This window comes from Haloarcula mannanilytica, from assembly GCF_005406125.1.
Lineage (GTDB): Archaea > Halobacteriota > Halobacteria > Halobacteriales > Haloarculaceae > Haloarcula > Haloarcula mannanilytica.
The window spans coordinates 37515-54007 of sequence record NZ_BIXZ01000007.1 but is presented as its reverse complement, the minus strand read 5'-3'; the positions used below and the strand labels follow the sequence as shown (position 1 = coordinate 54007).

The 16493-nt window shown below is 61.7% G+C and carries 12 protein-coding genes; 8 read left to right on the top strand and 4 right to left on the bottom strand.

Translation table 11 applies throughout. From position 1 onward, the window contains the following. The first annotated feature begins 247 nt into the window (after nucleotides 1–247). The 3 genes from Harman_RS16170 (at nucleotide 248) to Harman_RS16160 (ending at nucleotide 4639) form a co-directional block, all read left to right on the top strand. Nucleotides 248–2800, top strand: a complete 2553-nt coding sequence (locus Harman_RS16170; RefSeq protein ID WP_137684819.1) for a GcvT family protein — start codon at nucleotides 248–250, stop codon at nucleotides 2798–2800. 56 nt (nucleotides 2801–2856) lie between these two features. Continuing rightward, nucleotides 2857–4104: a threonine ammonia-lyase gene (ilvA, locus tag Harman_RS16165; protein WP_137684818.1), complete on the top strand. Its 1248-nt coding sequence runs from the start codon at nucleotides 2857–2859 to the stop codon at nucleotides 4102–4104. Between the two features lie 91 nt (nucleotides 4105–4195). Beyond that, on the top strand, nucleotides 4196–4639 hold the full coding sequence (locus Harman_RS16160; RefSeq protein WP_137684817.1) for a universal stress protein: 444 nt from the start codon (nucleotides 4196–4198) through the stop codon (nucleotides 4637–4639). Between the two features lie 6 nt (nucleotides 4640–4645). On the opposite strand, the gene Harman_RS21625 is transcribed toward Harman_RS16160, so the two are convergent. Then, nucleotides 4646–4807 carry a hypothetical protein gene (locus tag Harman_RS21625; RefSeq protein WP_200830935.1) on the bottom strand — a complete coding sequence of 54 codons (162 nt, stop codon included), beginning with the start codon at nucleotides 4805–4807 and terminating at the stop codon, nucleotides 4646–4648. Between the two features lie 400 nt (nucleotides 4808–5207). On the opposite strand from Harman_RS21625, the gene Harman_RS16155 reads away from it, so the two are divergent. Next, nucleotides 5208–6968 carry a BCCT family transporter gene (locus Harman_RS16155; protein ID WP_137684816.1) on the top strand — a complete coding sequence of 587 codons (1761 nt, stop codon included), beginning with the start codon at nucleotides 5208–5210 and terminating at the stop codon, nucleotides 6966–6968. 79 nt (nucleotides 6969–7047) lie between these two features. Here Harman_RS16155 and Harman_RS16150 read toward each other — a convergent pair whose 3' ends face one another. Beyond that, nucleotides 7048–7650 (bottom strand): hypothetical protein, encoded by a 603-nt coding sequence (locus tag Harman_RS16150; RefSeq protein ID WP_137684815.1) that lies wholly within the window; start codon nucleotides 7648–7650, stop codon nucleotides 7048–7050. Between the two features lie 104 nt (nucleotides 7651–7754). Here Harman_RS16150 and Harman_RS16145 point away from each other — a divergent pair, with 104 nt between their 5' ends. Continuing rightward, nucleotides 7755–8177 carry a hypothetical protein gene (locus Harman_RS16145; protein ID WP_235007242.1) on the top strand — a complete coding sequence of 141 codons (423 nt, stop codon included), beginning with the start codon at nucleotides 7755–7757 and terminating at the stop codon, nucleotides 8175–8177. Between the two features lie 54 nt (nucleotides 8178–8231). On the opposite strand, the gene Harman_RS16140 is transcribed toward Harman_RS16145, so the two are convergent. After that, nucleotides 8232–8465 (bottom strand): hypothetical protein, encoded by a 234-nt coding sequence (locus tag Harman_RS16140; protein WP_137684814.1) that lies wholly within the window; start codon nucleotides 8463–8465, stop codon nucleotides 8232–8234. A gap of 25 nt (nucleotides 8466–8490) precedes the next feature. Then, nucleotides 8491–10890 carry a dihydropteroate synthase gene (gene folP / locus Harman_RS16135; RefSeq protein WP_137684813.1) on the bottom strand — a complete coding sequence of 800 codons (2400 nt, stop codon included), beginning with the start codon at nucleotides 10888–10890 and terminating at the stop codon, nucleotides 8491–8493. Between the two features lie 95 nt (nucleotides 10891–10985). Between folP and Harman_RS16130 the strand changes: the two genes are divergently transcribed. The 3 genes from Harman_RS16130 to Harman_RS16120 all read left to right on the top strand — a co-directional run bounded on the left by Harman_RS16130 (nucleotide 10986) and on the right by Harman_RS16120 (nucleotide 16460). Continuing rightward, complete coding sequence (locus tag Harman_RS16130) at nucleotides 10986–12188, top strand: alanine--tRNA ligase-related protein (protein WP_137684812.1); 1203 nt, start codon at nucleotides 10986–10988, stop codon at nucleotides 12186–12188. Between the two features lie 141 nt (nucleotides 12189–12329). Further along, the gene (locus tag Harman_RS16125) at nucleotides 12330–14075 is read left to right on the top strand and encodes a formate--tetrahydrofolate ligase (protein ID WP_137684811.1); all 1746 of its coding nucleotides are present in this window, start codon (nucleotides 12330–12332) and stop codon (nucleotides 14073–14075) included. Nucleotides 14076–14288: 213 nt separating this feature from the next. After that, nucleotides 14289–16460: a (Fe-S)-binding protein gene (locus Harman_RS16120; protein ID WP_137684810.1), complete on the top strand. Its 2172-nt coding sequence runs from the start codon at nucleotides 14289–14291 to the stop codon at nucleotides 16458–16460. The last annotated feature ends 33 nt before the right edge of the window (nucleotides 16461–16493 follow it).

Sequence of the window (16493 nt, the reverse complement as noted above, 5' to 3'; positions counted from 1 at the left end):
TTTGATCGCACACTCACAGCAGCAGCCACAGTGTTCGCAATGGCCTGTCCGCCAGTCGACTGCCAGAAACTGTAAGCTGCGTATAATGCTGAGGTTCGGCGTGACTTGCGTTTCGAATCGGCTCGCTACAGACCTCGTTCTGCCAAATATGCAGCATAGAGCCGCTATAAAGTCGAAATCGTCTGAGAATATATTCGGGCCACCGATGTTTTTATACCTGTGACAGAAGCAGTCCCGAATGAGATACATGAGCACAGAGACTCCCCCATCTCGGGCGGATACTGTTATTATCGGTGCCGGAGCTGTCGGGTGTAGTGTCGCGTATCACCTGACGGAGCTCGGCGCGGAGGATGTTGCCGTCATTGACCAGGGACCGCTCCCGGTAACGGGCGGCTCATCCGTCCACGCGCCCGGCATCATGTTCCAGACATCGCCGTCGAAGATTCAGACGAAAGCTGCCCACTACACCAGTCGATTGCTCTCCGACGCCGGCGTCTACGACGAGGTCGGTGGCATCGAAATCGCCCGCAGCGAGGACCGGATGGACTTCCTCCGGCGGCGGGTCGAGTGGGCCACCTCCTACGGCCTGCCAGAACCGCAACTGCTCTCACCGGAGGAAGTGACCGAGCAGCTCCCGTTGGTCGACGAAGAGGAAATCCTCGGTGGCTACTACTCCCCGACGGACGGGCGTGTCGACGGCATCAGTGCGCTCCAGTGGTACATGGAGAACTCCGCTGCGTCGTTCTACGGGAACACGGAAGTCACCGATCTGGACGTGTCGGGTGGCGAAATCAACGCCGTTGAGACGGACCAGGGCCGCATCGACTGCGAGCGAGCGGTCATCGCGACGAACAACTGGGGCTACCAGACCGGCCAACTGGCCGGGCTGGACCTCCCTATCGCTCCGGTCGAACACCAGTACGTCGTCACGGAACCGATGGACGAACTCGCCGATGTCGAATCGTCTGTCGGCGATAATACGACCGGGCTGGACGTGCCGGGTGACCGCTCCATCGCGGAGTACATGAGCGAAGGCCCACACCAGCCAGTCGGCCGCGACCAGGACCACTCGCTGTACTTCCGGACCCATGGCGACGCGCTCGGACTGGGGTCGTACAATCACGAGACCCTCTCCGTCGACCCCGAGGCGATGGGCAAGAACACCGAGGAGCACCAGGCCTCCGTTCGCGGGTTCACGAAGAAACACTGGGAGACGCCGACCCACCGCGGACGGGACAAGTCCGCGAAGCAGGCGTTCGACGAACTGCTGCCGGCGACACAGGACGTTGAATACGAAGCAACCGAGAACGGTATCTTCGTGTTCACGCCGGACGGCATGCCGGCCGTCGGCGAGACGGCACAGGTCGACGGACTCTGGACCGGGCTGGCAATTTGGTGGACTCACTCCGGCGGCTACGGCCGTATTCTCGCAGAATGGATGGAAAACGGGACGCCACGACTGCCGTCCGGACCGGTCGACACCGGTGGCATCCACGTCCGTCGGTTCGAACCCCACGCGGGCGAGAAAGACTACTTCGTCGACCGCGGGGCCAAGCGCTACGAACAGGTCTACAGCATCGTCGAGCCGCGGTGGCAGCCAGACGACCACCGGGGAATCCGGACGAGTCCGTTCTATCACCAACAGAAAGAACTCGGCGCGGAGTTCTACCAGAGCGGCGGCTGGGAGACGCCACAGTGGTACGAGTCCAACGCCGACCTTGTCGAGAAATACGAGGATCGGATTCCCGACCAGGACGGCTGGCAGGGCATCAACCGCTCGAAGATCGAGGCCGCAGAGCATCTTCACACCCGCGACAAGGTGTCGATGTTCGACATGACGACGTTCAGTTCGATCATGGTCGAAGGCGAGGGGAGCCAGGCGTTCCTCCAGCGGGTCTGTAGCAACGACATGGACATCGACACCGGGCAGGTCCGCTACTCGCTGTTGCTGAACGAGGGCGGCGGCATCCTCGCCGATATCACCGTCGTCAAACTCGACGACGAGGAGTTCATGGTGACGACCGGCGGCGGCAATTCCCCCGGCATCCACGGCGGCCACCTGAAAGACGAGGCCCCCGAGACAGTGTCGGTCCACATCGAGGAAGGAGCGAAGTCGACGATCGGCCTCTGGGGACCGAACGCACGGCTCCTCCTCCAGCGGTGTACCGACGAGGACGTGACCAACGAGGGATTCCCGTACTTCCGGGCCAAGCAGATGTACGTCGGCGACGTGCCGGTCATCGCGCTGCGGGTCTCGTACGTGGGTGAACTCGGATGGGAGCTGTGGACGCCGACGGAGTACGGCCAGCGCCTCTGGGAGACGCTGTGGGAGGCCGGACAGGACCTCGGCGTCCGACCGATGGGCGGCGGCGCACTCAGTTCGATGCGCCTGGAGAAGGGGTTCCGGCTCTGGGGCACGGACATCGACACGGACTCGAACCCCTTCGAGGCCGGCCTCCCCTTCGCCGTCGATATGGACACCGAGTTCATCGGCAAGGCGGCACTGGAGACCGCACGAAGCGAGGGCATCGACAGCAAGATCACGCCGCTCACGCTTGATGATTCGACGGACATCATGCTGAGTGGGCGGCCGGTGCTGAAAGACGGCGAGGCAATCGGCTACGTGCAGGCCGGGAACTACGGCTACAGCATCGACGAATCAATCGCATACACGTACGTCCCGTCCGAGTACGCCGAGGCCGGCACGTCGGTCCAGATACAGTGCGAGGGCGAGACCTACGACGCGACGGTGCGCGACGAGCCGGTGTTTGACCCTGGCCGGGAGCGCATCCTCAAATGATGGGACCGAGCAACGAACTGACGACGCCGGGGTAAGACCCGATACGAAACGAACTCATGACACAATCCGAATCGGACACGCTACCAGTCACGTACGCAGATATCGAACGAGCCCGTGAACGCCTCGACGACGACACCGTCGTGAAGAAGACACCGGTCGAACAGAGCACATCGCTGGGCGGGTTTGTCGACGCGGAGGTGTACCTGAAGATGGAACACCTCCAGTGGACGGGGTCGTTCAAGACACGGGGTGCGTACAACAAGATTTCACAGGAAGTCGCCAACGGCGTAGACGAATTCGTCGCCGCCAGCGCCGGCAACCACGCGCAAGGCGTCGCCCTCGCCGCGACGAAATGTGGGGCGGATTCGACGATCTTCATGCCAGAAAACGCCCCACAGGCCAAGATCGACGCGACCAGAGGCTACGGCGGGACCGTCGAGCTTGTCGGCAACGACTTCCAGGAGACGATGGCACACGCCCAGTCCGTCGTCGAGGAGACCGACGCCGAGTTCGTACACGCCTACGACGACCTGGACATAATCGCCGGACAGGGGACGCTCGGTGCCGAGATGTACCACGACTGTCCCGACGTTGACACGGTCGTCGTCCCTATCGGCGGCGGCGGCCTCATCAGCGGAATCTCGACGGCGATCAAACACCTCTCGCCCGAAACGCGCGTTGTCGGTGTCCAGGCGACCGGCGCGGAAACCGTCCACGAAAGCCTGGACAAGGGGATCCCGGTCGTTCTCGACGAGGTCAACACCATCGCCGACGGCATCGCTACCGGCGGTATCTCGGAGACGACCCTGGCCATCATCGAAGAGAACGTCGACGAGGTCGTGACCGTTTCGGACACCGATATCGCACAGGCGATCCTCCTGTTGATGGAACGGGCCAAGCAGGTCGTGGAAGGTGCTGGGGCCGCCTCAGTGGCAGCCATCCTGAGCGACGGTCTCGACGTGTCGGGTGAAACGGTGATGCCGCTGCTCTGTGGTGGCAATCTCGATATGACACAGATGCGTGAGGTTCTCATACACGCGCTGACGGAACGTCAACAGCTCTTGCAGCTGCGTGTTCGCATTGATGACCGCCCCGGCGTGATGGAAGAAATCTCGGGAGTCATTGCCAGCCAGGGGGCTAACATCCACGACGTTCGCCACGAGCGGTCCGTCGATAATCTGGAAATCGGAGAGGCCTACCTCGTGTTCAACGTCGAGACGAGCGGTACTGAGCACGCGCAGTCGATTATCACAGCGATACGCAACGCGGGTTACACGGTCGACAACATCGCACGGAAAGAGTAACGGGTCCTATCGGCGTTCGGACCGATATCCTGATATTTGTGGGGGAAACCTATAACAGGTTTGTCGTGGATGTTAAAATGAGTCAGGAAGCATGTACGAACACATACTCGTCCCGTATGACGGCAGCGACGAGGCACAGATGGGGGCAGAACACGGTATCAAACTCGCGGCTGCACTCGGTGCGACAGTCCATGCATTGTATGTAATCGACCTCCCGGGCACTCCCCGGGCGCTTGCGCTCAGAGACGACGAGGACAAGATGCGCGAGGAGTACCGGGAATACGGAGAAGACGTTCTGGCGGATCTCGGCGAGATTGCCGAGGAACACGGGGTCACCTACGAGACGCATTTCCGGACTGGGGCACCCAGCGAGGAGATTGTCGAATTCGGGGAGGAAAACGACATGGACGCGATTGTTCTGGGCTCGGCCTTCCGTGGCAAACTTGGGAACCTGATCGGCGGAACAACGGACAAAATAGTCCGAACGTCGAGTATCCCGGTCATCAGTCAGCGAATGAGCGTCAACGATATCTGACCGCCATTATGTATCTACTAGCCGAGTCTCACGGAGATAGATCACCAGACTCGCGCTGAGGAAGCTGAATCCCGCGAGCCGAAAGTCACTCACCGTCATCCCCACGAGTCCGATGCCCATCAGGAGCGCTGCTAGTGCGGCGGCTCCCGTCGCCAGTAACCGTGCCATAGTGGTAGTAAGAGTGAGGCCGAAATAAAGACGCGCCATGCTGCAAGGCCTAGTGACACGTTGGTGGCGACTCGGAAAACTCATTCCCTAAATATCCATACATATTTGCCGAGGCGAACCAGCATTCCACTGTGGTCCGTCAAATATGGGGTCTAAGGTGAACTTTTATAATACTTGCATCAATTGATGTGTATGAGAGTGTATAGCACATAAAACGTCTAACTGCGGGCACGGTGTGCCCGTCGAGTGGAGCACAGTCAAACAATCGGGATGTGAGTGAGGCAGGCATACTGCGCTGGGATGTCCTTGCGTGAAGGTGGCCACACATTACGACAGAACAAAACCGCGACCATGACAATGAGACAACAGAGACCAGTACCGCGTTCGAGAGGGGTAACGTATGCCAGATAGTGATGACGCAACCGGGGAGATGTCGGACGGACTCCAGGTCGAATTGTTCCATCCAGAGTCCGACCGCGAACCCGGTGATACGAACATTCAGGCGGCCGGTTTCGACGTTCACCCGGTTGTCTTCCCGGTAGCGCTCGTGATAATCGCGCTGTTTATCGCAGTGACGGTGTTGATGGGTGAGACCGCGTCATCGGCGTATACGTGGCTGTTCAACACCATCGGGGATACCTTCGGCTGGTTCTACCTGCTGGCCGTAAACATCTTTATCATCACCTTGCTGTACTTCGCCTTCAGCAAGTACGGTAAAATCAAAATCGGCGGCGTCAAGGCCGAGAAGGAGTTCAGCGACTTCTCCTGGATGGCCATGCTGTTCAGCGCCGGCATGGGTATCGGCCTCATGTTCTTCAGCGTCTCGGAACCGCTGTACTACTTCCAGAACACCCCGAGCTTCTTCGGGGCCGAGGCCGGAACCGGTGCGGCAGCGTCCGCCGCGATGGCACAGACGTTCTTCCACTGGGGCTTTCACCCGTGGGCAGTGTACGGACTGGTGGGACTCGGCCTCGCGTTCTTCTCGTTCAATCGCGGGCTCCCGCTTACCTTCCGGTCGATATTCTGGCCCCTGCTGGGCGAGCGGATTTACGGCTGGCCGGGCCACATTATCGACCTCGTGACGGTGTTCGCGACGCTGTTCGGGCTGTCAACCTCGCTCGGGCTCGGTGTTGCACAGGTCAACACGGGCCTTTCCTACGTTGGCGGTGACATGCTCGGTGCAGTGAGTGTCCCGACGGGGACCTGGCCGCAGGTCGCGCTCATCGCCGGAATCACGCTCATCGCGACCCTCTCGGTCGCGGCGGGACTCGATGGCGGCGTCAAGCGCCTGAGTACGCTCAACCTCTACCTGATGTTTGCATTGCTCGGGTTCCTCCTCATCGTGGGCCCGACGGTGTACATCTTCGGCACCTGGGTGGAAGGGCTTGGCGCGTACTTCGGCAACATCCTCGCGCTCGGGTTCTTCACTGGGACGCTCAACGAAGCTGCGAACGGGACACCGACCGCCTGGACAGTGTTCTACTGGGGCTGGTGGATCGCGTGGTCGCCGTTCGTCGGGATGTTCATCGCCCGGATTTCGAAGGGCCGGTCGGTCCGGGAGTTCGTCCTGGGTGTCCTGTTCCTGCCGTCCCTGTTCTCGACGCTCTGGCTGTCGGTGTTCGGCGGCAGCGCGATGTTCAATTCCCTTCAGGGGAACGGGCAGGCACTGGCAACCTACAACGAACTCGGCCAGACCGTCGCGATGTTCGCCCTGCTGGAGCAGTTCCCGCTTGGCGTGATTAGCGGACTCCTCGCGACCGTACTGGTCATTACGTTCTTCGTCACGTCGTCAGACTCGGGGTCACTGGTCATCGACCACCTGACCTCGGGCGGGAAACACGACGTGCCACGAACGCAGCGGATCTTCTGGGCCCTTACCGAAGGCCTTGTTGCGTCCATCCTGCTCATCGGCGGTGGACTGACTGCGCTCCAGACGGCCGCTATCACCACAGGACTGCCCTTCGCCTTCATCCTGTGCCTGATGTGCTACACGGTGTATCTGGGGCTTGACAATGAGTATCAGATACTCGAATCCGAGGAGTTCGCAGAAACGATCCAGGACCTCTCTGACCGGGAAGACGTGGATGTCGTGACAGCCGGCGACGAGATGGTAACGGACATCTCCGACCCAAGTGACGACACGCCGACAGGTACTGACTGAAGGTCTCTCGTTTTGACGCTTTCCAACGGATCCGGTAGCGTCGGTACTCGCCGGGCTACGGCGGCCGAAAACGCTCCTACTACCGGCCGTTTAGTTCTGTCTCGACCGTCCGTTCGGAGTGAATCCAGACGCGTGCGGAGCCGCCGATTCCGAACGCGGCGATAGCGAGACTGGACACGATACTGCCAGCGGGCGAGAACAGGACCCACGTGACCGCACTGAGCGACGCGCCGAGAAGGAGCCCGCGTGATGGATGGCGACTACCCAGAAGGTGGGTGAGGAGCGTCCCGACCACTAAAAACCCAAACGCGGTGAGTAGCAGGAGAAGCGCGCTCCCGATGACGATCCCGATGCGGACCAATATGCCGCCGGCGACACTAAGCCGGGCCAGCGTCGTTGTCCCGTACAGAGCAACAATACCGACTATCACGTACCCCGCGACCCCGTAGAGAACGGCAGTTGCCGGGCTGTCCGAGATCGCATCGATAGCCTCCTCGACGTAGGCCTGGCGCAGTCTGAGTACCAGTGCGCCGGTCACGAGGACGACAACGAACGAGACGAGTGCTCGGAGCGGCCTGGATAGCTCGGTGGCGGGCCCCAGCTGTCCGACAACGAGAGTGCCTGGTTCCGCTGCCAGTCCCAGGACGCTCAGCGCGAGACTGCCGACTGCATCAAAACCCATACCGTACTTACTGTGGGTCGCCGTGAAAACCTACCGACCGCAACGCCGGGTCAGCGTTGGCGCTGCCCGGAAATTTAAGCCGTCAGAATACATACCATGTGACAGTGTCTGGATGGCTCGGAGTCCTGTTCGCGAAGCTTGTCTGGGTTGGCAAGCGGGTCGCCGCGCCGCTCCAGCGGAGTGACGGGCCGAACAAGTTCAGGCTGTCAAGTGTGGACACGGCAACGACGACGTACGACGGCGATATCGGGTGGGCCAGTCGACCCCCGGCAACGGTCGAGTGTCCGCGATGTGAGTCCGAGATCTTCCAACACAACGTGCGTGACAGCATTGACTGCCCGCGGTGTGTCGGCGAGTACAGTCACGACGAGTTCCCCGACCTGAAGCTCCTGTATCTCACCTGTCCCGTCTGCCGAAACCGGATGGAACACGGGCAGCGCCACCCCGAGCGATTCGAGATTCCCGAATGGGCGACCTGTACGGGCTGTCGCTACCACTGGGAGTTCGACCACTCCTACGACAGCTAACGCGGACTGCAGTCGTAACACAGCGCCGTGACCGCTCTCTGCAGGGGCCGACCGTCAGTAGTACTTCCACTCGTCCTCGTTGCTCCCCTGGGTGACGCCGCCGTCTTCCGGACCCTCTGTCTCCTCTGTGTCGTCGGGCCAGCGGATGCCGTCTCCCCTGAGGCTCTTGTACGCAAATGCCCCAAGACCGACCATCATCAGCAAGAGAACGAGAGTGCCGGCGACGGCCGCTATCTGACCGACAGACTCCAGCAGGCCCGAACCGAGTTGCAGCTGAAACAGTAGCATACCGAACGTATGGGCGGGACAGACATCAGTGTTTCCGGGCTTCGGACGCTCTCGATGCCGTCGCTGAGACCGTCTTGAGCACGGCGTTGTTCTCTGAGACATCGTGGACTCTGACAACATCGGCCCCGCGTTCAGCGGCCAGCGCTGTCGTGGCCAGGGTCGGCGGTAGCCTGTCCGCGCTCGGATCGCTCATGTCCGCAAACATCGACTTCCGCGAGTGTCCCAGCAGCACCGGACACCCGAGTGCGTGGAATTCGTGGAGCCGGTCAACGAGTTCAAACGACTCGACAGCGTTCTTCCCGAAGCCACAGCCCGGGTCGACGATCACCTGTTCACGGTCGATGCCGGCTTGCTCGGCAAGCAGTATCTGCTCCGACAGATCCCGGAGTACGTCTCCGACGACATCGTCGTAGGTCACGGACCGCCCCGGGTCCACGGGCGCCGAGAGGCTGTGCATCAAGATGATGGACGCGTCGTGTTCGGCGACCACGAACCGCATTTCGGGGTCCGATAGGCCCGACACGTCGTTGACTATGTCGGCACCGGCGTCCAGCGCCGCGTCGGCGACAGCGGCTTTCCGGGTATCGACGGAAACCGTGGTATCGAGCGACGAAACGGCCTCGATAACGGGCACCACGCGGTCGATCTCCGTTTCGACAGCCACCGGCTCTGCGCCGGGGCGAGTACTCTCGCCGCCGATGTCAATGATGTCTGCTCCGGATTCAATCATCTGTTCCGCGTGACTGACCGCGAGATCACGGCGGTTGTACTTGCCGCCGTCGTAGAAGCTGTCCGGCGTCACGTTGAGAATGCCCATCACGGCTGCTTCCTCGCCGTCGAACGGTGGTTGGAACTCCCTGTCAGACAGCGTGTTTTCGAACTGTGTGGCGAGCCGACCGAGTCCGAGCCCCGCTGAAGGCAGTCGGTCGGTCAGCTGGTGAAACTGTTGTGGCGTTCCCGAGAGGGTCGTCTCGACGAGTTTCTCCGGCGTCCCCAGCGTCGAGCAGGTACAGGTGCCACCCAAGTCCTCGAACTGCTGTTTCACGACATCGGCCTGGGTGCGCCGCACCGTGACTGAAAGCACGCGTTGGCGAACGTCGGACCCGGTGTCAGTTTCACTCGCCCCTGCCGGTGGGGTCCGCTGGCAGGTGTCCTTGGGAACGACCAGTCGGCTCCATCGGTCCCGGGCTTCGGCAACTGCATAGAGGGATCCGGTCACGAGGACGAAATCGTCCGCGTCGGCCGCAGCTATCGCTCGCTCCGTCGCTTCTGGGACGGAGGCGACCTGCTGTATTCGGGACGCTTGCCCCTCGAACGCCCCAGCCAGTGACGCAGTGCTGGCTGCTCGGTCAAGATTCGGCCGCGCGGCAAAGGCTGTCGTCACGGCAGGCAGCGTCTCGATCATCTGCCCGTATTCCTTGTCATGCATCGCGGCGAAGACGACGTGGAGGTCGTCGTAGTCGTACCGCTCGATGAGTTCGGTCAGCGTCTCCATCGCGCCGGGGTTGTGGGACCCATCGAGAACCACCATCGGGTCGGTCGACCGGATCTCGAACCGCCCCGGCAGCGACGCCGCCCGCAGTCCCTCGGAGATGGTTGCCGTGTCGACATCAATCAGCTGGCGTGCCAACGTTGCGGCGACCCCGGCGTTTTCGGCCTGATGCTGCCCGAGCAGTTTGAGGTTCGATTCGAGCGCCCAGTCCGGCCCGGTGAGCGAGATGCGGTTCTCGACGGCCGAGCGCATGCCGGTCTCGACGGCGGTGACATCGGCGTCCTCGCCACCGACGGTAACGGTGTCGGTACTCTCTTGGATCGCTTCGAGGGCAGCGCCGGTCGTTCCCGTCACCAGTGGGGCGTTCCGTGGCGCAACCTGTGCTTTGTCACGGGCGATCTCCTCGACTGTCTCACCGAGCAGATCAGTGTGCTCCAGACTGATACTGGTGACGGCACTCGCCACCGGGTCGACAGCACTCGTGGCGTCGTATCGACCGCCGATACCAACCTCCAGCACGGCCACGTCGACATCTTCAACGTCAAAATGGTAGAGCGCGAGCGCAGTGAGTACCTCGAAATGCGTCGGCTTGTCGTCCTCGGCGGCCAGTTGGTCGATGCACGGCTCCATTCGCTCGACGAACTCCGTTACCCGTTCTTTGGGTATTCGGCCGCCGTTGACGGTAATCTGCTCCCGGAACCCGTTCAGGCCCGGTGAGGTGAACAACCCGACATCGAGGCCCGCGGCTCTGAGTACACTTTCAGTCATGCGAGCGGTGCTGCCCTTGCCGTTTGACCCCGCGATCTGAACACTGTCGAAACTGTCGTTCGGATCGCCCAAGTGTGAAAGCATCCGCGCCGTCGTGTCGGTCCCCAATTTGGGCCGCCGCCGCTGTAGCGACTGCAGGTAGTCCGCGGACTCGTGGTACTCCATACCATAACTGGTCGGCGGCGGCCTGATTAATGTATCGCCAATCGGTCGGATCACGGAGGCGCGGAACTTTTTGCGACCGCCCAACGAAACATCGTATGGGCGAATCGAGACCAGTCAACCTCGCAGCAGCGGAGCCGTACGTCAGGTCCTTCGAGTCACGAGTACGAACTGTCGACGGCCGGACAGTCACCCTTGCGGAGACGTATTTCTACGCGGAAGGCGGCGGACAGCCAGCTGATACGGGGACAATCGCCGGCGTCGACGTGGTCGATGTCCAGAAACAAGAGGGCGTGACCGTCCACAAACTCGCGTCTGAGCCGGGTGTCGAAGCGGGTGACACAGTTCAGGGCGACATCGACGACTCGGCCCGGACCTACAGTATGCGAGCCCATACCGCGAGTCACATCATCTACGGCGCGGGGCGGAAACTGTTCGACGATCACGCCTACGGTGGGTTCGATATCGGCGAAGACAGTATCCGATTGGATTTCGAGACGACAACGAGCGACGGGGACGTGAATCCGCTGACCTTCCAGCGGATGGCCAACGAAACCGTCTGGAACGACCTGGATGTGGATTGGTACGAGATGGATGTGGAGGCGGCGAGCGAACGCGACGACATCGTGTTCAACCTCGGAGATGACGCTGACCCGACAGACACCGTCCGTATCGTTGAAATCGGGGAGTGGGATATCGCGGCCTGCGGCGGCACGCACGTCCGAACCACCAGCGAAGTCGGGCCGATAAAAGTCCTCGATGTTTCCAACCCCGGCGCAGACCTCGTCCGTGTCGAGTACGCCGTCGGTCCGTCGGCGATTCAACGACAGATCGACGAAACGCGAAACGCCACCCGCGCGGCAGACACACTCGATACGAGCGTTGACTCGCTCGCACGACGGGCAGAGCAACTGCTCGAAGAGAAACAGGCAATGCAGAGCGAACGCGACGAACTCGGCGAGAAACTCCTCGACGCCCGGCTGGCGGCGTTAGCCGAGGACACCCACCGCCGGGACGGCGACGAGTGGCTCGTGGGCACTGTCGACGCTGTCGGTCCGAACACTGTCGCGGACCGCCTCAGCTCTCGAGAGGATCTCGGTGCTGACATCGCCGTCCTCGCCGGACAGGACGGGGCCACGTTCGTCGTCGTCGGGACGAACGGCGAGAGGGACGCGAACACCGTTATCGATGACCTGACCGAGGAGTTCGGCGGTGGTGGCGGTGGTCGACCGACCCTCGCGCAAGGAGGCGGTCTAGACACCGAACCCCAGGCTGTCGTCGAATACCTGCGGGACGCCTGAACTGTCTATTCGGTCCGTGAGGTAACCACTCATATAACGTCACCGACACGATGTGGGATTTGTCCGTCTGGAACACATCCTATCCCAGTAGTGTCAGGTACACTAACATTATTACGGTGGTGTAGGGAAGGGCTAGTCGAGATGTCTTCACAGGACGAGGAATCCGCGACGGATGAGACACAGGAGCCGATCCCTACAGACTACGATATCGCCCAGTCGACAGATATGGAGCCGATCTGGGAGCTTGTCGAGCCGTGGGGGCTTGGCCTTGACGACCTCCAGTACTTCGGCGAATACACCGCGAAGGTCAAACAACACGCCATCGAACGCCTCCGCGACCAGGCGGAAAACAAGGAGCAGAACCTCGTGCTGGTAACCGGGATGACGCCAACCCCGAAAGGCGAGGGCAAGACGGTAACGACTGTCGGCCTCGGGCAGACGCTCAATCACGTCGGCGAGGAAGCGATGATCGCGATTCGAGAGCCGTCGCTTGGCCCAGTGTTCGGCGTCAAAGGCGGTGCAGCAGGTGGCGGCCGGTCACAGGTGCTGCCGATGGAGGACATCAACCTCCACTTCACCGGTGACCTGCACGCGCTCACCTCCGCGCACAACCTCATCGCGGCGATGCTTGACGCGAAGATTTCACAGGGCGACGAACTGGACATCGACATCAACAACGTTGCATGGCCGCGTGCGATCGATATGAACGACCGCGCGCTCCGGGAGACGGTCGTCGGCCTCGGCGGCAAGACCGGCGGGACCCCGCGCGAGGACAGCTTCATCCTCACCGCCGCTTCTGAGTTGATGGCCGTCCTCTGTCTGGCCACCGACATCGGCGACCTCAAGGAACGGGTCAGCCGCATCATCGTCGCCTACGACGAGGACGGCGACCCGGTCACGGTCGATGACATCGAGGCGACCGGCCCTGCCACGATGTTGCTCCGGGACGCGATCAAGCCGAACGTCGTCCAGACCATCGAGGGTACGCCGGCGCTGGTCCATGGCGGCCCGTTCGCCAACATCGCCCATGGGACGAACTCGCTGGTCGCCGACAAGACCGCCTTCGGCATGGGTGACTATCTCGTCACCGAGGCCGGATTCGGCTCCGACCTCGGCGCAGAGAAGTTCATGGACGTGGTTTGCCGGATGGGCGACATGACGCCAAACGCCGTCGTCCTCGTGGCGTCGGTTCGCGCACTCAAGTACCACGGACTCGACCAGTGGCCGGTCGACTACGACGAAATCGACGAAGCCGGTGTCGAGGCCGTCGAAGCGGGCTTCTCGAACCTCGACAAGCACGCGACGAATCTCCAGAAGTTCGGCGTCCCGGTCGTCGTCTCGGTCAACCGCTTCCCTGACGACACCGACGGGGAGATTCAGGCCGTACTCGACCACTGCCGCGAGGACCTCGGCGTCCGTGCCGCGGAGTCGAACGTCTTCTCCGACGGCAGCGAGGGCGGTGTCGACCTCGCGGAGAACGTCATCGAGGCGACCGAGGAGAGCAACGAGGAAGACTTCCGAATGCTGTACGACGATGAGGACAGCATCAAGGACAAGATCCACACCGTTGCGACCGAGATCTACGGCGCGGACGACGTGAAATACACTGGAAGCGCACTCGACGATATCGAGCAGATGAACGAACTCGACTTCGACGACTACCCGGTCGTCATGTCCAAGACGTTCCACTCGCTGAGTGACGATGCGAGTCGGAAGGGCGCACCGGAGGGCTGGGAGCTCGAAATCAGCGAAGTCTACCCGTCTGCCGGTGCTGGCTTCCTCGTCGCGCTGACGGCCGACGCACTCACCATGCCCGGCCTCCCGGCCCGGCCGGCCGCCGCAGACATGGACATCGACGAAGACGGCAACATCTCCGGACTGTTCTAACGAATCGGACTCGCGTCCCAGCTCTTTTTTGCGTCGTCGCGGCTTTCGTTGTCACCGGTTCGGCCCCAGTAACGGGGCGTGGGCGTCTGGCAGTAAGCTCTCCCTTATTAAAGCCAACAGAATTGAGGGGGCAGGTCCTTCGGGACCCGACCAGCAGAATCCTACATCGCCAGCGCGTGCAGCGCTGCGTCCGGAGCTGTTAGCCACTCAATCATGATACCACACAACGTGCTACTACTCCAGGCAACCGATGAGGTGACACGGCCGACGTTCTGGCGTATCGGGCCGATACAGAAAGCAATCTTCTACTACCTCGCCGCCCTGGCAATCGCTGTTTTCCTCGTGAGTAGCTATCGGCGAGTACAGCAGTATCTCGCCGGCGGGCCGGACGAGCTTTCCCGACTCGACGAACTGCCGGGTCGGGTGGTCGATGCCGCAAAGGCCGTGCTTTCGAATCGACCGCTCTTCGAGGGTGATCTCGTCGCCGGAGCGATGCATGCGATGATCCTCTGGGGATTTCTGACGCTGCTCATCGCCACGACGATTCTGGGTATCGACATGGACCTCTACCGACCGCTGACCGGCGATTCGTTCTTCGTGGGACAGTTCTACCTCTCGTACTCTTTTGTCGTCGACGCCATGGGGTTGCTGTTCGTTGTCGGTCTCGGCGTCGCAATCTATCGTCGATACGGCGCTCGAACCGACCGACTCCTGGGCCGGCACACTGGCCTCGAAGACGACCTCTTTCTGTGGACCCTGTTTCTCCTCGGTGTCGGGGGCTACCTCACCGAGGGGATCCGTATTCTGGGACAGGGGTTCCCCAGCTTCGAGACCGTCAGTTTCGTCGGCTGGGGACTTGCAATCGTGCTCGAAGGCGCTGGCGTGACGCCACAACTCGCAGCGACAGTGTACCCAGTCATCTGGTGGTCGCATTCGCTGCTTGCGCTCGTGTTCGTCGCAGCGATCCCGCAGGGGAAGCCGTTTCACATGCTCGCCTCGTTCGCCAACGTCGTCGCAAGCGACGACGACGCAGGCCGACGACTCCCCGGTATCCCGTCGGACCTGGACGCGACGAACGCGACCTCGATAGATGATTTCACGTGGAAGGACCGCCTCGATCAGGACGCCTGCACCAAGTGCGGGCGCTGTTCGTCGGCCTGTCCGGCCAACGCCTCCGGCCGCGACCTCGACCCGCGTAACGTGATCCTCGATCTCAAGGGGTACCGTGAGGCCCGGAACGCGGGTGCCGAGTCGGTCCCGATTGTCGCTGATGGCGGGACGAGCGTTATCGATAGTCGGACAATGGAGTCGTGCATGGCCTGTATGGCCTGTATGGACGCCTGTCCGGTGGATGTCGAGCATCTGAAGTCGTTCACGCGGCTGAACCGGCAGCTGGTCGACGAGGGCGAGGTCGACACAAACCTACAGGACACGTTCCAGAATGTGATGCAGGACGGCAACACCTTCGGGAACCCACAGCGCGACCGCGGGGCATGGACATCGGAACTGGAGTTCGATGTCACGGACGCCCGCGAAACCGAGGTCGAATACCTCTGGTACGTCGGCGATTACCCGAGCTTCGACGAGCGCAACAAGGCTGTTGCGCGGTCGCTGGCGACGCTGTTCGACCACGCCGACGTGGAGTACGGGATCCTCTATGACGACGAACAGTACGACGGGAACGACATCCGACGCGCCGGCGAGGAGTTCCTCTTCCTGCAGCAGGCTAGCCACCACGTCGAGACGTTCGAAGACTGTGAGTTCGACAAAATCGTCTGTACGGACCCCCATTCCTACAACACGTTCAAAAACGAGTACCCCGAGGTGGACTTCGGGAAGTTCGAGGACGATCCGATGATGGACACACCAGTCGACGGCTCCTGGGATGGTGCGCCCGTGTTCCACTGGACGCAAGTCGTCGAGGACTTGGTGACATCCGGGGCGCTCGGTCTCTCCGGGACGGAACTGGACGACACGGTCACGTACCACGACCCCTGTCATCTCGGCCGGTACAACGACGAGTACGAAGCGCCGCGGGACCTGATCGAGGCGACCGGCTGTGACCTCGTCGAGATGCCCCGCAACAGGGACGATTCGTTCTGTTGTGGCGGCGGTGGGGGCGGTCTCTGGCTGGACTTCGACGACGAACCGAAGCCGAGTGAGGAACGGTTACGGGAAGCCTTACAGGACACCGCTGCCGGCGATGCGGTCGAGAAATTCGTTGTGGCCTGTCCGATGTGCCTGACGATGTACGAGGACGGCCGCAAGACCGGCGGCTACGAGGACGACATCGAGATCGTGGACGTGGCCGAACTGCTCGTCGAAGCGGTCGAGGAGCAGTCCGACAGCGTCGAATCGCTCATGCAACGACCGGCCGACGGGTAGTGGCTGGAGATCGACTTTCTGCGATAGCGAGGC